Source organism: Terracoccus sp. 273MFTsu3.1, assembly GCF_000383675.1.
Classification (GTDB): Bacteria; Actinomycetota; Actinomycetes; order Actinomycetales; family Dermatophilaceae; genus Terrabacter.
In genome coordinates this window covers 978,913-998,426 of the sequence record NZ_KB911820.1, presented here as the reverse complement: position 1 = coordinate 998,426, position 19,514 = coordinate 978,913, and the positions used below count along the sequence as shown (strand labels likewise).

The window sequence follows — 19,514 nt, the reverse complement described above, 5'->3', positions numbered from 1 at the left end:
AGTGGCCCCGTCGTCACGCGTGTCTGTCGTCAGAGGACGACGAGGTCGGTCGGCCTCGTGTTGAAGCGCTCGACACCGTCGTCGGTCACCGCGACGATGTCCTCGATCCGTGCACCCCAACGGCCCGCGAGGTAGACGCCGGGCTCGATGCTGAAGGTCATGCCGGGTTCGACCGGCAGGTCGTTGCCCGCGACGATGTAGGGCTCCTCGTGGCCGTCGAGGCCGATGCCGTGGCCGGTGCGGTGGATGAAGTGCTCGGCGAGGCCGGCCTCCGCGAGCACGTCGCGAGCCGCCCGGTCGATCTCCTCGCACGTGGCTCCGGGACGCACCGACTCGACGGACGCCTGCTGCGCCGCCTGGAGCGCGGCATACGCCTCGGCCACGCCGGGCTCACGGGGCGACCCGACGGCATACGTGCGCGTGCTGTCGGAGCCGTAGCCCGACGGCAGCGGGCCGCCGATGTCGACGACGACGACGTCGCCGTCCTCGATGACGCGGTCGCTGACGGAGTGGTGCGGGCTCGCACCGTTGGGACCCGACCCCACGATGACGAACTCGGCCGTGGCGTGGCCCTCCTCGACGATCGCGGCAGCGATGTCGGCGGCGACGTCGGCCTCGGTGCGACCGGGCCGGAGCCACTCGCCGACCCGCGCGTGCACCCGGTCGATCGCGGCTCCGGCCGCACGCAGCTCCGCGAGCTCGAGTGCGTCCTTGCGCATCCGCAGCTCGCGCAGGACCGGCCCTGCGAGCTGCTGGTCGCCGGCCCCCGCGTCGCGGAGCCGCAGCAGGTGCAGCGCCGGCGTCATGTCGGACACTGCGACGCGACCGCTCGGCACTCCGCCGAGCGCCAGGGCGTAGGGGTCCTCGCCGTCGACCCACGTGCGCACCTCGACGCCGAGCTCGCCGAGCGGCACGTGGCCGAGGCCGGCGTACTCGAGCGCCGGCGAGACGAAGACCGGGGCGACCGCGTCGTCGCTCGGGACGACGAGGGCCGTGAGGCGCTCGAAGGACGAGCCCGCGATGCCGGTGAGGTAGCGCAGGTCGGAGCCGGGCGACACGACCGTCGCGGCGACGCCGGCGTCGGCCGCGTGGTGGCGCAGCCGGTCGAGCCGGGAGCGCATCGTCGAGACGTCGAGGACGGAGGAGCTGACACCCATGCGCCGAACCTACCGCCGCCACGCCCTCCACCTCGAGGGGGAGCCGGCTCGGGCACCGGCCTGCCTAGGCTGGATCCCATGGACGGCCGGTGGACTGCCCTCGTGGCGCGGGTGAGGGCGTACTTCGGCGTCGACACCGACTGGGAGCGGGTGCCCGACGACTCGCCCCGCAAACGGCGCACCGACCTGTGGGTCGCCCTCGGCTTCCTCGTCGCGGGCTCCCTCGGCGTCGAGCTGCTGCGCAGCATCGACTCCCTCGGCGCCCAGCAGGACTCGTGGGTCTGGCCACATGTCGCGGTGGCTCTCGGCACGGTCCCGCTCATCTGGCGCCACCGGTGGCCGCTGCTCGTCGCGGCCGGGCTGTCGCTGCACCTCTTCGTCTTCGGACTGCTCATGCCCGCCGTCGCGGTCTCGATGCCGATGCAGGTGGTCTACTTCCTCGCCCTCTTCACCGGCGTCGCCTGGGCGCGGGACCGCCAGGCCATGCTCGGGGTCGTGGCCGGCGTCGTGCTGCTCATGTTCGGCTGGCTCGCCTGGCAGCTCGCGGTCGGCAGCGGGGTCGAGGAGGCGATGAGCCGCGGTGACGAGCCCCTCGTCCACCAGGGCCTCTTCAGCCCGGCGGGTGCCTACGTCGTCTACACCCTGCTCATCAACGTCTTCTACTTCGGCGGCGCCATCATCGGCGGCCAGGCCGCCTGGCGCGCCGCGCTCCAGCGCGACCGGCTCGCCGCCCAGGCCCGCACCATCGACGCCCAGGCCGCGAGCCTGCAGCGGCAGGCCGTCGTCGAGGAGCGGCTTCGGATCGCGCGCGAGCTCCACGACGTCGTCGCCCACCACGTGTCGGTCATCGGGATCCAGGCCGCTGCAGCCCGTCGCGTGCTCCGGCGCGACCCCGACGCCGCCGAGGGCGCCCTGCGGTCGGTCGAGACGTCGTCGCGCGATGCCGTGGCGCAGATGCGGGGGCTGCTCGGCACGCTGCGCGCCGACGACCAGGAGGTGGGCCCCGACGGGACGGGCCCGGGCGCCCGCACCCGCGCGCCCGAGCCCGGGCTCACGGACGTCGCGGCTCTCGCGCGGGATGCTGCGACCCACGGTCTCGAGGTCGAGTGCCACGTCGTCGAGGACGTGCCCGGCGCAGCCGCCTCCGTCCCGGCACCGCTGGGGCTGTCCCTCTACCGCACCGCGCAGGAGGCGCTGGCCAACGTGCGCCGGCACTCGACCGCCGCCTCCGCGACCGTCTTCGTCCGCGTCGACCGACGACCCGAGCACGGTTTCGCGCACGGGTACGCCGAGGTCGAGGTGCTCGACGGCGGGCGGCCGCGGTCGGGGACGTCGGGGACCGGGCTCGGGCTCCTCGGCGTCCGCGAGCGCCTCGCGACGCACGGCGGGGTGAGCGAGATCGGGCCCCGGGTCACCGGTGGCTACCGGGTCCGCGTGCGGATGCCGCTGCCCGAGGAGGCGCCGTGAGTGCGCCCGTACGCGTCCTGCTCGTCGACGACCAGCTGCTCGTGCGGTCCGGATTCTCGCTCATCCTCTCGGTGGAGGACGACATCGAGGTCATCGGGCAGGCGAGCGACGGCGAGGAGGCCGTGCGGCTCACGCGCGAGCTGCGACCCGACGTCGTGCTCATGGACGTGCAGATGCCGCTCATGGACGGCATCGAGGCGACCCGGCGCATCGTCGCCGACGACCTCGCCAGGGTCGTCATCCTCACGACGTTCGACCGGGACGACTACGTCTTCGCCGGCCTCGCCGCCGGGGCGAGCGGCTTCCTGCTCAAGAACGCCGACGCCGACCACCTCATCGAGGCGGTGCGTGCCGTCTCGGGTGGTCACGCCCTGCTCGCTCCGGAGGTCACCCGGCGCGTCATCGAGCAGATGACGAGCGGGCCGGTCGCCGACGATCGGGTCGCCCCACGGCGGGCCGAGCGGGACCCGCGGCTCGACGACCTGACACCCCGCGAGCTCGAGGTGCTCGGTCTCGTGGGACGTGGGCTCTCCAACGCCGAGATCGCCGGTCGGCTCTTCGTCGGCGAGGCCACCGTCAAGACGCACCTGTCCAACGTCTTCGCCAAGCTGCACCTGCGCGACCGCGTCCAGGCGGTCGTGCTGGCCTACGAGGCCGGTCTCATCCTCCGGGGGGACCCCGAGGATCAACCGAGCGGCTGATCCTGGGCGCTCCCGCGCGGCCTAGCGTGGGTGTCATGAGCGAAGACGGGGACCGACTCACCAGACCACGCGCCACGGCCGACATCGAGCTGCGGCACCTGAGCCGCACCTTCGGCGAGATCCGCGCCGTCGACGACATCAGCTTCACGGTCGGGGCCGGTCGGCTGACCGGCTTCGTCGGCGGCAACGGTGCCGGTAAGACGACGACGATGCGCATGGTCATGGGCGTCCTGTCGCCGAGCGGTGGCGAGGTGCTCTGGGACGGTCGTCCGATCACCGCCCTCGACCGGCGCCAGTTCGGCTACATGCCGGAGGAGCGCGGGCTCTATCCCAAGCAGGCGGTGCTCGACCAGCTCGTCTACCTCGGACGGCTCCGGGGGCTCAGCGCCTCGGCGGCCCGGTCGTCGGTCACGACCCACCTCGAGCGCCTCGGTCTCGCCGAGCGCGCCAAGGACCACGTCGAGAAGCTCTCCCTCGGCAACCAGCAGCGGGTCCAGATCATCGCCGCGCTCATGGGCCGACCCCGGGCGCTCGTGCTCGACGAGCCGTTCAGCGGCCTCGACCCCGCCGCGGTCGACAACATGGCCGACCTGCTGCGCGAGCACACGACGCAGGGCGTGCCGGTCCTCTTCTCCTCCCACCAGCTCGACCTCGTCGAGCGGCTCTGCGAGCGCCTCGTCGTGCTCGCCAAGGGTCGGGTCGTCGCGTCGGGTTCCCCGGACGAGCTGCGCTCCACCTCCGTCTCGCGGCACCGGCTCGTCCTGTCGGGCGACGCCGGATGGGTGCGCGGAGTCGGGGGCGTGCACGCCGTGGACGTCGAGGGGCACACGGCCCTGCTCGAGATCGTCGAGCACGGCGCCGAACGGACCCTGCTCGAGGAGGCCCTGAGACGCGGCGACGTGCACGAGTTCTCGCCGCAGCGACCCACCCTGGCCCAGATCTACCGTGAGGTGACGGCATGACCACCCTGCAGCACCGACCGGACCCCGACACCACCGGCGAGAGCGTCCGTGGCGCCGAGGCCGGGCTCACCGACGAGCCGTCGTCCGGCGGTGGGCGACCGTGGCTCATCGTGGCCGTGCGCGAGGTCGTCGTCCGCGTCACGAACCGCACGTTCCTCTTCTCCACCCTCTTCACGCTCGTGTTCATCGCCGGTTTCGCGGCCTTCTCGGCCTGGCAGGCGGGCAAGACGACGACCTACACGGTCGCCGTGTCGTCGGCCGAGGGCACGCGCCTCGTCGAGCACGCCGCGTCGACGGCCCGCTCGACGAGCGACACCGTCGTCATCACCCCGACGACCGTCGCCGGCGAGGACGCCGCGCACGCCGCCGTCGACCGGGGTGAGGTCGACGCGTGGCTGCACCAGACGTCGGCCGGCTGGACCGTGACGTCCGGCGACGACGTGGCAGCGTCGCTGCGGACGCCCCTCGAGGGAGCCGTCCGCGACGCCGCGCTCGACCGCAACGCGGCGGCCGCCGGCACGACGGTCGAGGCCCTCGAGCGCGGGGCGACGCTCGTCGCCGACCGCTTCGACGGGCAGACGACGAACCGGGGCTTCGTGCAGGCCGCGACCTTCGCCTTCGCGCTGCTCTTCTTCATGGGCGCCCTGATGTTCGGCCAGCAGATCGCTGCGAGCGTCGTCGAGGAGAAGCAGTCGCGCCTCGTCGAGATCATCGCGACGGCGATCCCGCTGCGCGCCCTGCTCGCCGGCAAGGTCGTCGGCAACGCCGTCATCGCGATGGCCCAGGTGGTGCTCTTCGCCGGGGTCGGGCTCGTGGCGGTGTCGTTCACCGAGTGGTCGTCGCTGCTGCCGGCCCTCTCGACCGCCGTCGTGTGGTTCGTCCTCTTCTTCGCGGTCGGCTTCTTCGCCCTGGCCTGCCTCTTCGCCGTCGCGGGCGCCCTCGCCTCGCGCACCGAGGACCTCCAGTCGACGACCTCCCCCCTGACGACGCTGCTCATGCTCGTCTACTTCGCGAGCTTCGCCCTGACCGGCACGCCGCTCAAGGTCGCATCCTTCGTGCCGATCGTGTCGGTCGTGGCGATGCCGGGCCGCATCATCGCGGGGGACGCCGCCTGGTGGGAGCCCGTCGTGGCCCTCCTGCTCATGGCAGCCTTCTCCGCGGTGACCGTCGTCATCGGCGAGAAGGTCTACCGACGGTCGCTCATGCAGACCCGGGGCCGGATGTCGTGGAAGCAGGCCCTGCGCACGGCGGACTGACCTCAGGCGCGGCCCTGCACCGCACCCCGCACGGGGCGCTCACCCGGCGCCGTGACGTGACGGTACGGCGAGCTCCAGAGCAGCAGGGCCGCGACCGCGAGCCCGACCACCCCGACGGCGATGGCGACCCGGTTGCCCCACGTCGCGGCGACGAGGCCACCGAGGGGAGCCGCGACGGCGATCGATCCCCAGTTGAGCGACCGGATCGTGGCGTTCATCCGTCCCCGCAGCCGGTCGGGCGTCACGAGGTTGCGGTAGCTCATGTCGAGCGGGTCGCGCAGCCCCATCGCCAGGCCGAAGAGCGCGTTGGCGACGAGCGGCCACACGATGGCATACGGCCCGGGCTGGGCGAGCAGCAGGAGGGCGTATGCCGCCGGGCTCAGCCACTCCGTCGTCGTGATCACCCGGCCGGTGCCGAAGCGCACGCCGAGTCGCGGGGACAGGCCGGCTCCGAGCACGCCGGTCACACCGGTCGCGGCGAGGACGAGCCCGACCGCGAGCGCGTCGAGGTGCAGCTCCGTCGTGGCGAAGTAGACGAGCACCGTCGTGACCATCGCGTTGGCGAAGAACCACAGGTGGAGCGAGATGGCGTACGGGCGCAGCACCGTGTGCCGGTAGACCCAGGCCGCGCCCTCGCGCAGCTCGCGCCACACGTGCCGCTCAGGAGCGCGCTCGGGAGCCCGCTCCGGGACACGGACGGTCAGGAGCACGAGGGCAGACACGGCATACGACACGGCGTCGACGAGCACCGCGACGGGCGCGGACAGCAGCCGCACGAGTGCACCGCCAATGAGCGGGCCGAGCGACTGCGTCGCGGAGTAGGTCTGGGCGAGCCGGGCATTAGCCGAGGCGAGGCGGGTCTCCGGCACGACCGTCGGCAGGAACGACAGGTGGGCGGCGCTGAAGAACATCGAGGCCGAGCCGGCGCCGAAGACGAGGACGGCGACGAGCGGCACCGTCAGGTGGCCGGTCAGGGCGAGCACCCCGATCGTACCGACGAGCAGAGCGCAGAGCAGGTCGGCCGCGACGAGCAGCGGCCGGCGCCGCATCCGGTCGACGACGACGCCGGCGAGCATGCCGAAGAGGAGGTACGGCAGCCACGTCGCCGCCCGGACGATCCCGAGCTCGGTCTGGTCGGCGTGGAGGGTCTCGATGAGGAGCAGCTGGAGGGCGAGCGCCGAGACGAAGGTGCCGAGGTTGGAGACGGCGTCGGCGACCCAGAAACGGACGAATGCCGCATTACCGGGCGATTCGACCGACGTTCGTGACACCCCGAGCCCACTCCTTACGCGATGCCTACCCTTCCTTGACACCACCTTGTCGAGTCCTGACCTGAACGTCGACCCGAGACTCCGATTCTGTCCTACCGTGGACGTGACGTTCGGAGGGCTCCGGGCGACCACCAGCGACCGGATGCTCCCCCGGTCGCGCCGAGCAGGCCCCGGCAACCGGATGCGTCGGGGCCTGCTCGATGCCCTCCCCCGGTCAGGCCGGTTGCGAGGCGCGCGTCCCGGTGGGGACGGGCTGGGGCGGCGGCGGCCCGACGTAGCGTGCGGCCGGCCGGATGATCTTCGGGTCGCGGCTCTGCTCGAGGACGTTGGCCGTCCAGCCGACGACGCGCGCGACGCAGAAGGTCGGCGTGAACATCGACGGCTCGAGCCCCGCGAGCTTCATGACGACGCCGGCGTAGAACTCGACGTTCGCGTGCAGCTCGCGCCCCGGCTTCAGCTCGGCGAGGGCGCGCTCGATGGCGTCCTCGACCCCGACGGCGAGGTCGACGAGCGGGTCGTCCCAGCCGCCGGCGACCTGCTTGAGCATCTCCGAGCGCGGGTCGCGCGTCCGGTAGACGGCGTGACCGAACCCCATGATCCGGTCGCCGGACCCGATGCGGTCGCGCACCCAGTCGTCGGCCCGGTCCAGGGTGCCGATCTCGTCGAGCGCCTCGAGCGCCCGGCTGGGCGCGCCGCCGTGCTTCGGGCCCGAGAAGGAGCCGATCGCCCCGACGAGGCAGGCCGCGAGGTCCGCGCCGGTGCTCGCGATGACCCGTGCGGTGAACGTCGAGGCATTGAAACCGTGGTCCATCGTCGCGACGAGGTACTGCTCGACGGCGCGGGCGTCTCGCGCCGAGGGCCGCCGCCCCGTCACCATGCGCAGGTAGTCCTCGGCGTGGCCCAGCGTCGGGTCGGCCGGCACCGGCTCGAGGCCGTGGTGGAGACGGTGCGCCGCCGCGAGGATCGTCGGTGTGACGGCGACGGCCGCCAGCGCCGCCGCGGCCTTCTCGTCCTCGTCGCAGTCGTAGAGCGGGCGCAGGCCGGCGATCCCGCCCCAGGCGGACAGCGTCGTGCGCAGCACCTGGAGCGAGTCCGTGGTCGTCGCGCAGATGGCCGGGAGCAGGTCGGCGAGACCGGGCGGCAGGACCCGAAGGCGCCCCACGTCTGCGGTGAAGGCCGCCAGCTCTGCGTCGTCGGGCAGGTGACCGCGCTCGAGCAGGTGCCAGGCCTGCTCGAAGCCGACCTGCTCGGCGAGCTCGACGGCGGAGTACTGCCGGTAGTGGAAGAAGCCCTCGTCGCCGCGGACGTCGCCGAGCTCGGTGTCGGTGACGACGACCTTGGCGAGACCCTTCGGGACGGTGATGAATCCGGTGGACGTGGTGGACATGGGGTCCTCCTTTCAGGTTCACTCGTCACTGTCAACGATGTTGATCAACATCGTCAATGTTGATCGTGTCAACGGGTTGACTCGATCAACCTCGTCGACGCCATCGACCCGACGCACCCGGAGGCGACGTGACGACCGCACGAGGCACGTGGATCACGACGACGGAGGCCGCCCAGCGACTCGGCGTCAAGCGCGCGACGCTCTACGCGTACGTCAGCCGTGGCCTGCTGCGGAGCGAGCGCCGCCCGGGCCAGCAGGAGAGCCTCTTCGACCGGGCGCAGATCGACGCCATGGCCTCGGCGACCCGCCCCCCGGGCGGCCCGCAGCCGGTCCTGCGCTTCCGGAGCATCGCCACCGCCGTGAGCCGACAGGCAGAGGGTGAGCTCTTCTACCGAGGACGCGCCCTGGGCGACGTCGTCGCCCTGCGATCGCTCGAGGAGGCGGCAGCGGTCGTGCTGGGGACGACGGTGCCGCAGGCCGTCTCGGGGGTGCCGGAGACGGCCGACCTCGACCTGACGGCCCTGCCGCTCGAACGGCGGATGCCCGTGGCCGTGCAGCTGCTCGCGGCGGCCGACCCCTTCGCCTCGGACACGGACCCCGAGAGGGTCAGGCACGCGGCGCTGCCCGTGGTGCGGGCCGCGGTCGCACTGGCCGGCGCCCCGTCGCTCCGTCCGGCGACCCGTCCCCGGTCCGGCGACCTCACGGGCCTGACGCTGACCGCCCTCGGCGGTGACCCGGCTGCCGGCGGCGACGTCGCCGTGCTCCGGGTGCTGCTCGTGGCCCTCCTCGACCACGGCCTGACCGCCTCCACCGTCGCCGCGCGGGTCGCCGCCTCGACGCGCGCCGGGCTCCACGACTGCCTGTCGGCCGCGTACGCCGCGATGGCCGGACCGCTCCACGGCGCGGCCCCCGTGGCCGCCCACGCGCTGCTCGCCGAGGGCGTCGACCCCGCCGTGCTCGTGGCGCGATCGCTGCGCGAGCGGGGCGTGGTGGCCGGCTTCGGGCACTTCCTCTACCCCGACGGCGACCCGCGGGCCGACGTCGTGCTCGAGGCCCTCTGGCGTCGGCGCGGCACCACCCGGCTGCGGCGGCGCGTCGACGCGCTCGCGGCGCTCGTCGCCGAGCGCACCGGAGCGCTGCCCAACATCGACCTCGCGAGCGCCGCCGTGCTCCACGCCCTCGGCCTGCCCGCCGAGTCGGGCGAGGTGGTCTTCCAGGTCGCGAGGTCGGTCGGCGTCGCCGCCCACGTCGTCGAGGAGTATGCCGAGGAGCCCCTGCGCTGGCGCGGCCGCGACCCCCAGGGCTGAGCTACACCCGCTGGTCGAAGACGTGCCGCCGCACCCAGGCGTGCATCGCGATCGCCGCGGCCGCGCCGGCGTTGATCGAGCGGGTGGAGCCGAACTGCTCGATGTGGAGCACGGCCGTGCACTCGGCCCGCATCGGCTCGGACAGCCCCGGGCCCTCCTGGCCGAAGACGAGGACGCACCGGCGCGGCAGGTCGAAGGTCTCGATGGGCACCGAGCCGGGCAGGTTGTCGACGCCGACGAGGGCGAGCCCCTCGCTGCGCGCCCATGCAGCGAGCGAGGCGGCGTCCGCGTGGTGGTGCTCGTGCTGGTAGCGGTCGGTGACCATGGCCCCGCGGCGGTTCCACCGCCGCTTGCCGACGATGTGGAACGCCCGGGCGCCCAGGGCGTTCGCCGTGCGGATGACGGACCCGATGTTGAAGTCGTGGCCCCAGTTCTCCACGGCGACGTGGAAGTCGTGGCGTCGGACGTCGAGGTCGGCGACGATCGCGTCGTGGCGCCAGTACCGGTAGGCGTCGACGACGTTGCGCCGGTCGCCGTGCTCGAGCAGCTCGGGATCCCAGTGGTCGCCGGACGGCCACGGTCCCGGCCAGGGGCCGACCCCGACGGCGGGGGTCACCTCGTCCGACTCGCTCGGGGTCTCACCCCCTTCAGGCGATGCCACGGATCCCCCTCCGGTTCAGTCTGGTGTCACATCGGATGCCCGGAAGACTAACCACCGGGCGACGGCCGGACGACCCACCGGGGGCGGCCCGGTGGCGACAGGAGACCTGCCATGCGTTCCACGACCCCGGCGACCGGCTCGGTCACCACCACCGCCACGGCCCTCCGGCGGGCGTCATGAGCACCGCAGCCACGGTGATCCTCATCGTGCTCCTCCTGCCGATCCTCGGCATCGTTGCGTTCATCGTGATCTCGGCCTCGTTGATCAAGGTGCCGGCCGGGGCCCTCGGACTCGTGCTCAAGAACGGCAAGGCGACCGAGCACTCCCTGACGCCCGGACGCCACTGGGTGCCCCTGCTGCGCAAGACGCTCGTCGTGGAGTACCCGTCGGTGGAGATGGCGTACCGGGCCGGCGAGGACGCCTCGTCGGCGGCGTCGCAGCTCGACAGCACCGGCCCCAGCCTCAGCTGCGCCCTCGGCGACCGGGCCCTGGCAGACGTCGCGTACACCGTGCGCTACGCGATCATCCCCGAGCGACTGCGCACGGTGCACGAACGGTTCGGGCCCGAGGGCATCCACGGACTCGTCCGGGACGCGAGCGGCCGGGCCGTCAGCCGGGCGCTGAGCGACCCCGCCGTCACGGTCGAGACGCTCTTCGGGCGGGCCCGGTCCGACACCGAGGCGAGGCTCGCGGAGGCCGTGACCGCGGCGCTGGAGGAGCACGGCCTCCGTGTCACCGGTTTCGTGCTCGGTCCGGTCGACCTCGGCCGCACGGGTGAGGTCATCCAGGCCACCGTGCGCGCCACGTTCGAGCTCGCCCTCGAGGAGGCCGAGGCCGCCACCCGGATCGCCCAGGCCCAGAACGACGGCCGGCTCGAGCAGGAGATCACGACGGTGCGCGAGGAGGCCTGGCGCTACCGCGAGACCGACCTGTGGCGTGACCTCGTGCAGCGTTCGGACGGCGTCCAGGTGGGCCGCCGCCGTCCGGGCTACGGTCCCGGCCGGCTGGGGCTCACGGTCCGTGAGGACACCCCCGCCGGCGAGCCCGCCCCCGCGTCCGAACAGCCGCCGGCGAGCACCGAACCGCGATGAAGAGCGAGGACTCCTTCGTCGACCGCCTCATCGAGATGGTCACGGTGCTCGTGCTCGGGCTCGCCACGGTCGGGACGGCATGGTGCGGCTACCAGGCCTCGCAGTGGAACGGCGTGCAGAGCGCCGCGACGAGCACCTCGACCGACCAGCGCGTCGAGGCCAGCCGGCTCTTCGGGGTGGCGACCCAGAAGGTCAGCTACGACAGCAGCATGATCGCGCAGTACGCCCAGGCGGTGCAGGCGAAGAACACCCCGCTCGTCGCCTTCTACCGCGCGACCCTCATCCGCGAGGAGCTGCTCCCGGTCATCGACCGGTGGGAGGCCGAGATCCGTGCGGGCGGCACCCCGACGAGGCTCATCGACGACACGAGCTACATCAACGACCAGCTCGGCCCCTACCGCACGTCCACGGCGAAGGCGGACGCCTCGAGCAAGGAGGCCCTGCACGCCGGGGACGTCGCGCACGAGTACGTCGTCAACACCATCCTGCTCGCCGTCGCACTCTTCTTCTCGGGCGTCCTGTCGAGCTTCCGCTACCGGCCGGCACGCCTGCTGCTCGTCGTGGCCGCCATCGCGACCGTGGCCGTGGCCGCCGTGAACCTCGCGGACCTGCCCGTCGCCTGACCGCCTGACCGCCTGACCGCCCGGCCGACCCACCGGCCGACCGCCCGCGGGCACGGAACGGGATCAGGAGGAGGACGGCACGTCCGCCGTCGTGTGCGCCAGAGCGCCCACGACCCCGAGTGTCCAGCAGGTGCCGCCACTCCTCCTTCGCTCCCGCGTCCATCGTGAACCGCGCGCGCGCACCGACGGAAGGGACGTCGTCCCATCGATATCCCTTCGAGACCCGCTCGAGACCCACAGCGCGCTGACAGCGCGGATTCAGGGGCTCCCGGGCACACGGCATACCCTGTCACCCATGCACGCACTCGCCTCCGTCCTGCCTGCCGTCGCGCCGGCCCTCGGTCCCAAGTGGATGGACCCCACCTACCTGCTCCAGCAGTACGGCGAGGCCTTCTTCTGGATCGCCGTCGCCATCGTCTTCATCGAGTGCGGACTCCTCTTCCCGATCCTGCCCGGCGACTCCCTCCTCTTCGCGGTGGGCCTGTTCATCGCCACCGGCCAGGTGCACGTCAACCTCGGCGTGGCCATCGTGATCCTGTGCGCGGCGGCCTTCCTCGGCAACGTCGTCGGCTACGAGATCGGTCGTGCCCTCGGCACACCGCTCTACTCGCGCGACGGCAAGGTGCTCAAGAAGAAGTACTTCGACCAGACGACGGACTTCTTCGACCGGCACGGCAACAAGGCCCTCGTCATCGGCCGGTTCGTCCCGATCGTGCGCACCTACATCACCGTCGTCGCCGGCGTCAGCCGGATGGAGCGCCGCCGCTTCTTCACGTGGAGCGCCGTCGGCGCCGTCCTGTGGGCGGCCGGGATCACCCTCCTCGGCTACTTCCTCGGGCAGGCCTTCCCGTGGCTCACCGACAAGCTCGAGGTCGCGATCCTGCTCGTCGTCGCGGTGTCGCTGCTGCCGATGGTCTACGAGTTCGTCAAGCACCGCCGCCGGGCCAAGGCCCTCGCCGTCGAGACCGCCGACGCGGCGGGTGACATCGCGGACCACGCGACGGACGGCGACCGCGCCTCCTGACCGCGTCCCGACCTCTTGACGTGATGTCCTGACGCGCCTCCCGAGCCCGGGGCACACTGGTGCTGCAGGGGCGATGGGAGGACGTCATGGCGGCAACGACCGAGACCCCGCAGACCGGGTCCGACCTCGGCGGCGCCTACCGCCGCAGCGTGCAGTGGTGGTCGCAGCAGGTCGCCTCGGTGGCCGACGACCAGTGGGGCCTGCCGACGCCGTGCAGCGAGTGGACGGTGCGGGACCTCGTGAACCACGTGACGGGCGAGGACCTCTGGACCTCACCGCTCATGCGCGGCCGCACCATCGCCGACGTCGGCAGCCGGCTCGACGGCGACCTCCTCGGTGAGGACGCCCGGGACGCCGCGGCGTCGGCCGCGACCGAGGCGCTAGGCACCGTCGCCGAGACGCTCCCCTCGCACGGCACCGTGCAGCTGTCCTACGGCGAGGAGTCGATGGACGAGTACGTCCGCCAGCTCGTGGCCGACCACCTCGTGCACGGCTGGGACCTCGCCGCGGCGATCGGGCAGGACCGCACGCTCGATCCGGGGCTCGTCGCCGACGTGGCGACGTGGTTCGACCGCATGGAGGAGGCCTACCGCTCCGGCGGGGCCGTCGGACCGCGTATGCCGTCCGGTGGCGACGCGCAGACCGACCTCCTCGCGCGCTTCGGACGGGATGCCGCATGGGGTCCGAACCACGCGGGTTTCACCGCCTTCGTCGCGGCGTTCGGCCGCGGCGACGTCGACGCGATCATGTCGCTCATGACCGACGACTGCGTCTTCGAGGCCACGGGGCCGGCGCCGGACGGCATACGCCACGAGGGAGCGGGCGACGTGCGCTCGGTGTGGGAGTCGCTCTTCACCGAGACGGGCAGCCCGCTCTTCACGGCCGAGGAGTCCTTCGTCGCCGGCGACCGCGGGGTGCTGCGCTGGCGCTTCTCCTGGGTCGCCCCCGACGGCTCGCCCGGTCACGTGCGCGGCATCGACGTCGTGCGCCTGCGCGACGGCCAGGTGTGCGAGAAGCTGTCGTACGTCAAGGGCTGACGCCCCGAGAACCCTCCGGTCAGGCGCCGGACGTGCCCGGGCCGGCCGAGTCGGACGTCGGGTCGGGCTGGGCAGCACCCGGGGCTTGGGCCTGCGGCAGCGCGCCCGGCGCGCCACCCGGCTGGGTCGACGAGCCGCCGACGGCGCCGGGCTGGGTCGACGCCGAGACCCCCGGGGTGCCGGAGCCCCCGGCGGCGCTGTCGCCCCCGAAGGAGACGCTCGGGGCGACGGCCTCGGTCGCGGGGGTCTCGAAGTACTCGGCGCGCTTGACGCCCGCCATGTTGGCGACGATGTTCGAGGGGACGGACTCGACCTTGGTGTTGAGCTCGCGCACGAGGGCGTTGTAGTAGCGGCGGGAGCTCGCGATGCGGTCCTCGGTGCTCGTCAGCTCCTGCTGGAGGGCGAGGAAGTTCTGGTTGGCCTTGAGGTCGGGGTAGGCCTCGGCGACGGCCATGAGGCGACCGAGCGCCTGGCTCAGCTGGCCCTCGGCCTGGGCCGCCGCGGCGGGTGTCGACGCGCCCGACATCGCGGCGGACCGGGCCTGCATGACCTCCTCGAGCGTGCCGCGCTCGTGCGACGCGTAGCCCTTGACCGTCTCGACGAGGTTGGGGATGAGGTCGTGGCGACGCTTCAGCTCGACGTCGATCTGGCGCCAGCCCTCCTCGACCTTGTTGCGCAGGCCGATGAGGCCGTTGTACATGACGACGCCGACAACGGCGAGGAGCACGACGAGGCCGAGCAGGATCCAGACGATGATCATGGGTTCTCCCGATAGAGGGCGGCGGGTCGGAGTGCCGATCGAACCGATCCTAGTGCTGGGCACACGCGTACGGACCGGGTCGCGGGTGCGACGCAGGCGCCGCTCCCCCGGTTCCTGTCGGTGCCGGGCCCTAGCGTGGACGCATGACGACGCTCCGGTTCACGGCCGACCTGTGGCGCTGGGAGTCCCAGACGGGATGGTTCTTCGTGACGGTCGGTGACGACGCGTCGGCGCGCATCCGTGAGGTCCCGCGTCCGCCGCGGGGCTTCGGGTCGGTGCGTGTCCGGGCCACCGTCGGGGCCACGTCGTGGACGACGTCCGTCTTCCCCGACTCCAGCCGGGGCGCCTACGTGCTCCCGGTCAAGAAGGCGGTCCGCCGGGCCGAGGGGCTCGACGAGGGCGACCCCGCGGACGTCGTCCTCGAGGTGCTCGAGTGAGCGGCACCGCCACCCCGGCCCGCAACCGCGTCGACCCCTTCGGGGACGTCGTCGCGGCCGCCGGGCGGGGCGCCCTCATGGGCAACCGCGGCCGCCTCCACGACGGCGCGGGCACCCGGGACGTGCGGCGCCACCACGTCGGGCGCGCGTGGATCACGTGCCTGCTCGACTTCCGCGACCGCCGTGTGCGGCAGTGGGACCCGAGCCACTACACGCCGCTCTTCTTCCTCGACGAGGCGCTCGCACTCGCGGCCGGGCACCGGCCGTGCGCCGAGTGCCGTCGCGCCGACTTCAGCCGGTTCCGCGACCTCGTCGCCGAGGCGCACCGCACGACCCACCTGCCGGCCCCCGGCCTCGACCGCCTGCTCCACGACGAGCGCTGGGACGCGCGCCGCCGCACCCGCCGGCTGCACGCCTACGCCTGGGACGACCTGCCCGACGGGACCTACGTGCTCCTGGGGTCAGGTCCTGCCGTCGTCACGAGCGGGGGCCTGCTGCCGTGGCTGCCCGACAACACGTATGCCGCCGCGACCGTCGAGCGCCCCCTCGGCGGCATCGCGACGGTGATCACGCCTCCGTCGTCGGTCGAGGCACTGCGGGCGGGGTTCGAGGTCCACGTCGGGCCGGGCCCGGGCGGGCCTCAGGCGAGCCCGAGCTCCTCGAGCGAGAAGGCGTAGCGGTACTCCACGCCGGCCTCGGCGGTGATCCGGTCGCCGGCCCCGGTGGCGCGGTCGGCGATGGTGGCGACGGCGACGACCTCGGCACCGTCCTCACGGGCCGCCTCGACGGCGGCGAGGGGCGACGCGCCCGTCGTCGTCGTGTCCTCGACGACGAGCACCCGTCGACCCGTGATCGACGGCCCCTCGATGCGCTGCTGGAGGCCGTGCGCCTTGCCGGCCTTGCGCACGACGAAGGCGTCGAGGCGCTCACCGGCGGCGGCCGCCGCGTGCAGCATCGAGGTCGCGACGGGGTCGGCGCCGAGCGTCAGGCCACCCACGGCGTCATATGTCAGGTCCCGCGTCAGCTCGCGCATGACGATCCCGACGAGGGGCGCGGCCTCCCCGTCGAGGGAGATGCGGCGCAGGTCGACGTAGTAGTCGGCCTCCTTGCCTGAGCTGAGGGTCACGCGACCGTGCACGATGGCGCGGCTTCGGATGATCTCGAGCAGGCGGGCACGGGCAGCGGCGGTGTCAGTGACGGTCACGAGGCTCCATCGTAGGGCCCACGTCGATCGGGTCGGCCCCCGATCTGCCACGGGTGCACCTCGACCCGACGTACCGGCCGGGGGCCAGACCTCGCGCGCGGTCCGTGTCGGACGCCTTCAGCAGGACGGCCCTCCGGGGTAGCGGTCGTGGCCCGTGACGGCGCACCGGGCGCGACCGTGCAGCATCAGATGGCGCCGCCTGGACCCGAAAAGCGCTGTCGGGTGGGCGCGGTCGGGTGGTAGACATCCGGCGTGACGAGTGAGCTCGGGTTCAGCGACCTGCTACGCCTCATCGACGACCGCTCGCGAGCGTTCCGCTCGGCCGTCTCGACGGCGGACGTGCTCGACGTGCAGGTGCCGACGTGTCCCGACTGGACGCTGCTCGACCTCGTGCACCACCTGGGCACCGGGCGCCGGTCCTGGGCCGCCACGGTCGCGGCCGGCCCGGACGCGACCTCCAAGCTCCCGGCTCCCACCGACGGCGACGGGGCCGTGCCGAGCGACCCCGAGGCACTCGACGCCTGGCTCGCCGCCTCCACCGGGCAGCTCGTGCAGTCGCTGCGCGAGGCCGGCCCCGAGCGCGGCTGCTGGACGTGGTGGGGCGACTCGCAGTCGCCACAGACCTGCGGAGCCGTCGCCCGGCACCAGCTCCAGGAGATCGCGGTGCACGCCTACGACGCCCAGCTCACGGCCGGCGCGCCCCAGCCGCTGCCCGACGACGTGGCCCTCGACGGTGTCGAGGAGTTCCTGTCCACGTGCTGTTCGACGACGAGCCCGTGGCCGCACGAGCCGGCCGTCGTCGACTACGTCGCGACCGAGGGCCGCGCCTGGCGCCAGTGGGTCGACGCCGACGGCTCTCGCTACGCCCCGCTCGACGCGGCCCACGTCGACGAGACCGGTGACGGCGAGGCTCGGGCAGACGCCCGCATGACAGGCTCGGCGAGCGACGTCGTCCTCGTCCTCTACGGCCGGCACCCGCTGGACTCCCTGACGCTGGAGGGCGACCGGGAGGTGTTCGACCGGCTCGTCGCCTGGGAGCCCGAGTAGGGCCGCCCGGGCGCGCCCCGTCGCACCGGGGTCGTCCGTCCTGGGCTCTCCTGCATTGGGCGTATGCCGTCCTCCTCCTTTCGCTCGGGGTGATCGTGCGAGCCGGTCGACAGACTGGAGGATCAGGCATCCGCAAGAAGGGATGGACGAGTCATGGCCCCCCCGCACACCCCCGCTCGACGAGCCGTCCTCGCCCTCAGCACCCTCGTCGCGGGCCTGGGCCTCGCGGTCAGCTCCGTCGGGGCCGCGGCAGGCGCCGCCGCCTACCTCTACGTGGGCGGCGGCGGCTGCTCGGACACCGGTTCGGGCACCGCCGCGGTGCCGTTCTGCACCATCGCCAAGGCCGCGAAGGTCGCCGTCGCGGGCCAGACGGTTCTCGTCTCATCGGGGACGTACACCGACGAGGTGTTCCCCTGGCACTCGGGCACCTCCGGCTCCCCCATCACCTTCCAGCCGGCCGCGGGGGCCGTCGTGACCATCGCAGGGGCGAAGCACGGGTTCACGATCTCCAACCAGAGCTGGATCACCGTGTCGGGCTTCACCGTCCGGGACACCACGAGCAACGCGTTCTACGTCTTCAACGCGACCGGCGTCCGGCTGTCGAACAACACGGCGCGGGGGTCAGGCAGCCCCGTGGAGGGCGCCACGGCATACGGCATGTACCTCAACTCGATGACCGGGTCGGTCGTCACCGGCAACCTCGTCACCGACAACTCGGCCTCCGGGATCTACCTGACGAACGGCTCGACCGGCAACCAGATCACCGGCAACGAGAGCTCGTGGAACGCGTACGGCTACGTGCGCAACGCGGTCGGCATCGACCTGCGGGCGCCCGGCAACCTCGTGAGCGGGAACCGCGTCCACGACAACGAGGACTCGGGCATCCAGTCCTACCCGGGCGGCGACCGCAACACGATCGTCGACAACGTCAGCTACCACAACAAGGGCTTCACGACCACGCCCCTGACCAACTGCAGCGCCCCGCCCACCGGCAACACGGCCGGGTGCATCACCGGCGACCACGGCATCGACGACTTCGGCGTCACCGGCAGCTCCGTCGTCGGCAACACCGTCTACGACAACGTGTCGGCCGGCATCAACCTCGAAGGGGTGGCATCGGGCACCCCGAGCGGGTTCACGTTCGCCGACAACATCTCCGTCGACAACGCCGCGTCGTGCCCCAACGGCGCGGGCGGCACGGTGAAGTGCCCCCGGACGAGAGGTGACATCCGCGTCGACGCGACGTCGCAGCTCGGCACGAGACTCGACTACGACCTCGTGAACCTCAGCGTCAGCGGCACGATGATGGTGTGGGGATCGACGTCCTACACCTCCCTCGCCGCCTTCCAGTCGGCGAGCGGACAGGAGTCGCACGGACGGCAGGCCGACCCGCGCTGGACCAGCCCCGCGCAGGCCGACTTCAGCCTCCGCGCAGGGTCGCCGGCGATCGACTCGGCCGACTCGAACGCGCCGGGCCAGCCGGCGCTCGATGCTGCCGGCCGACCTCGGGTCGACGACCCGAGCACCCCTGACAGCGGGGTCGGCGTGCGCTCCTACGACGACCGCGGCGCCTTCGAGTACCAACCTCCGACACCGAGCAGGGCGACATCATGAGCGCGTCGACGACCTCCACACACCGCTGGCAGCTCCTGCTCGGCGTCGCGCTGACGATCGTCGTCGCGCTCGGATCGGCCTTCGTCCTCAGCGGCGCGACACGCGGCGGCTCCCCGGCCGCGCCGAGCGCCGCGTCCCAGTCGGCGGCCGGTGACTGCGCCGTCATCGGGTCGCTCGTCGCGGCGGCCACGACGACGACCGCGTCAGCGCACGGCGTGCCCGCGGCGGCCGTCCGTACCGGGGTCGACACCGTGCTCTCCCGGGCCAGGGGCCTCGCGCGGACGGCGGCCTCGGACGACGCCCGCGAGTCCGTGCAGAACCTCGCCGACGACCTGGCCGCCTACCGCCTGAGTGTGGCCCGACCGGCCACCGACCGCCACGCCGACATCGCCGCGGCGGTTCGCGCCGACCTGACCGCCCTGCGCCGGCTGTGCGGGCACTGAGGCTCCGTCAAACGACGTAGACGCGGGTCGGGCCCACGCGGGTGTGCACAGCAGGCGCGGGGGCG

20 protein-coding genes are annotated in these 19,514 nt (G+C 72.9%); 14 read left to right on the top strand and 6 right to left on the bottom strand.

Annotated features, from left to right (window positions below; all coding sequences use genetic code 11):
* Window positions 1–29: 29 nt before the first annotated feature.
* Window positions 30–1,157, bottom strand: coding sequence for a Xaa-Pro peptidase family protein (locus H283_RS0105015; protein WP_020142424.1), 1,128 nt, complete (start codon window positions 1,155–1,157; stop codon window positions 30–32).
* A gap of 78 nt (window positions 1,158–1,235) precedes the next feature.
* Between H283_RS0105015 and H283_RS0105010 the strand changes: the two genes are divergently transcribed.
* Genes H283_RS0105010 through H283_RS0104995 form a run of 4 tightly spaced genes read left to right on the top strand, consistent with a single transcriptional unit; the run spans window position 1,236 to window position 5,543 of the window.
* On the top strand, window positions 1,236–2,624 hold the full coding sequence (locus H283_RS0105010) for a sensor histidine kinase (RefSeq protein ID WP_020142423.1): 1,389 nt from the start codon (window positions 1,236–1,238) through the stop codon (window positions 2,622–2,624).
* Window positions 2,621–3,325 carry a response regulator transcription factor gene (locus H283_RS0105005; RefSeq protein ID WP_020142422.1) on the top strand — a complete coding sequence of 235 codons (705 nt, stop codon included), beginning with the start codon at window positions 2,621–2,623 and terminating at the stop codon, window positions 3,323–3,325. The genes H283_RS0105010 and H283_RS0105005 overlap by 4 nt, the downstream gene beginning before the upstream one ends.
* A 35-nt stretch (window positions 3,326–3,360) precedes the next feature.
* A complete protein-coding gene (locus H283_RS0105000) occupies window positions 3,361–4,287 on the top strand; it encodes an ABC transporter ATP-binding protein (RefSeq protein ID WP_051103548.1) in 927 nt (308 codons plus the stop codon).
* Window positions 4,284–5,543 carry an ABC transporter permease gene (locus H283_RS0104995; RefSeq protein WP_020142420.1) on the top strand — a complete coding sequence of 420 codons (1,260 nt, stop codon included), beginning with the start codon at window positions 4,284–4,286 and terminating at the stop codon, window positions 5,541–5,543. Before H283_RS0105000 ends, H283_RS0104995 begins: the two co-directional genes overlap by 4 nt.
* Window positions 5,544–5,545: 2 nt before the next feature.
* Here the strand turns inward: H283_RS0104995 and H283_RS24075 are convergent, their stop codons facing one another.
* Window positions 5,546–6,814 carry an MFS transporter gene (locus H283_RS24075; protein ID WP_020142419.1) on the bottom strand — a complete coding sequence of 423 codons (1,269 nt, stop codon included), beginning with the start codon at window positions 6,812–6,814 and terminating at the stop codon, window positions 5,546–5,548.
* A gap of 214 nt (window positions 6,815–7,028) precedes the next feature.
* Window positions 7,029–8,201: a citrate/2-methylcitrate synthase gene (locus H283_RS0104985; protein ID WP_020142418.1), complete on the bottom strand. Its 1,173-nt coding sequence runs from the start codon at window positions 8,199–8,201 to the stop codon at window positions 7,029–7,031.
* Window positions 8,202–8,329: 128 nt separating this feature from the next.
* On the opposite strand from H283_RS0104985, the gene H283_RS0104980 reads away from it, so the two are divergent.
* Entirely contained in the window at window positions 8,330–9,508 is a 1,179-nt protein-coding gene (locus H283_RS0104980) for a citrate/2-methylcitrate synthase (protein WP_020142417.1), read from the top strand.
* A gap of 1 nt (window position 9,509) precedes the next feature.
* Here H283_RS0104980 and H283_RS0104975 read toward each other — a convergent pair whose 3' ends face one another.
* The gene (locus H283_RS0104975) at window positions 9,510–10,169 is read right to left on the bottom strand and encodes a TrmH family RNA methyltransferase (protein ID WP_051103524.1); all 660 of its coding nucleotides are present in this window, start codon (window positions 10,167–10,169) and stop codon (window positions 9,510–9,512) included.
* 176 nt (window positions 10,170–10,345) lie between these two features.
* Here H283_RS0104975 and H283_RS0104970 point away from each other — a divergent pair, with 176 nt between their 5' ends.
* The 4 genes from H283_RS0104970 (at window position 10,346) to H283_RS0104955 (ending at window position 13,944) form a co-directional block, all read left to right on the top strand.
* Window positions 10,346–11,260, top strand: a complete 915-nt coding sequence (locus tag H283_RS0104970; RefSeq protein ID WP_043647950.1) for an SPFH domain-containing protein — start codon at window positions 10,346–10,348, stop codon at window positions 11,258–11,260.
* The gene (locus H283_RS0104965) at window positions 11,257–11,883 is read left to right on the top strand and encodes a hypothetical protein (RefSeq protein ID WP_020142414.1); all 627 of its coding nucleotides are present in this window, start codon (window positions 11,257–11,259) and stop codon (window positions 11,881–11,883) included. The genes H283_RS0104970 and H283_RS0104965 overlap by 4 nt, the downstream gene beginning before the upstream one ends.
* Window positions 11,884–12,178: 295 nt before the next feature.
* Entirely contained in the window at window positions 12,179–12,907 is a 729-nt protein-coding gene (locus H283_RS0104960) for a DedA family protein (protein WP_020142413.1), read from the top strand.
* 86 nt (window positions 12,908–12,993) lie between these two features.
* Window positions 12,994–13,944, top strand: a complete 951-nt coding sequence (locus H283_RS0104955) for a TIGR03086 family metal-binding protein (RefSeq protein WP_020142412.1) — start codon at window positions 12,994–12,996, stop codon at window positions 13,942–13,944.
* 19 nt (window positions 13,945–13,963) lie between these two features.
* On the opposite strand, the gene H283_RS24070 is transcribed toward H283_RS0104955, so the two are convergent.
* The gene (locus tag H283_RS24070; RefSeq protein WP_020142411.1) at window positions 13,964–14,704 is read right to left on the bottom strand and encodes a LemA family protein; all 741 of its coding nucleotides are present in this window, start codon (window positions 14,702–14,704) and stop codon (window positions 13,964–13,966) included.
* A 143-nt stretch (window positions 14,705–14,847) separates the two neighbouring features.
* Here H283_RS24070 and H283_RS0104945 point away from each other — a divergent pair, with 143 nt between their 5' ends.
* Together H283_RS0104945 and H283_RS24065 are read left to right on the top strand one after the other, a co-directional pair.
* Complete coding sequence (locus H283_RS0104945) at window positions 14,848–15,141, top strand: DUF1905 domain-containing protein (RefSeq protein ID WP_020142410.1); 294 nt, start codon at window positions 14,848–14,850, stop codon at window positions 15,139–15,141.
* Window positions 15,138–15,818: a hypothetical protein gene (locus tag H283_RS24065; RefSeq protein ID WP_020142409.1), complete on the top strand. Its 681-nt coding sequence runs from the start codon at window positions 15,138–15,140 to the stop codon at window positions 15,816–15,818. The genes H283_RS0104945 and H283_RS24065 overlap by 4 nt, the downstream gene beginning before the upstream one ends.
* Here H283_RS24065 and pyrE read toward each other — a convergent pair.
* Window positions 15,782–16,345 (bottom strand): orotate phosphoribosyltransferase, encoded by a 564-nt coding sequence (gene pyrE / locus H283_RS0104935; protein WP_020142408.1) that lies wholly within the window; start codon window positions 16,343–16,345, stop codon window positions 15,782–15,784. The genes H283_RS24065 and pyrE overlap by 37 nt on opposite strands.
* Before the next feature lie 252 nt (window positions 16,346–16,597).
* Here pyrE and H283_RS0104930 point away from each other — a divergent pair, with 252 nt between their 5' ends.
* From H283_RS0104930 to H283_RS0104920, 3 genes are all read left to right on the top strand, one after another.
* A complete protein-coding gene (locus H283_RS0104930) occupies window positions 16,598–17,392 on the top strand; it encodes a maleylpyruvate isomerase N-terminal domain-containing protein (protein WP_020142407.1) in 795 nt (264 codons plus the stop codon).
* Between the two features lie 153 nt (window positions 17,393–17,545).
* Complete coding sequence (locus tag H283_RS0104925) at window positions 17,546–19,006, top strand: right-handed parallel beta-helix repeat-containing protein (protein ID WP_020142406.1); 1,461 nt, start codon at window positions 17,546–17,548, stop codon at window positions 19,004–19,006.
* Window positions 19,003–19,449 carry a hypothetical protein gene (locus H283_RS0104920; RefSeq protein ID WP_020142405.1) on the top strand — a complete coding sequence of 149 codons (447 nt, stop codon included), beginning with the start codon at window positions 19,003–19,005 and terminating at the stop codon, window positions 19,447–19,449. The genes H283_RS0104925 and H283_RS0104920 overlap by 4 nt, the downstream gene beginning before the upstream one ends.
* The last annotated feature ends 65 nt before the right edge of the window (window positions 19,450–19,514 follow it).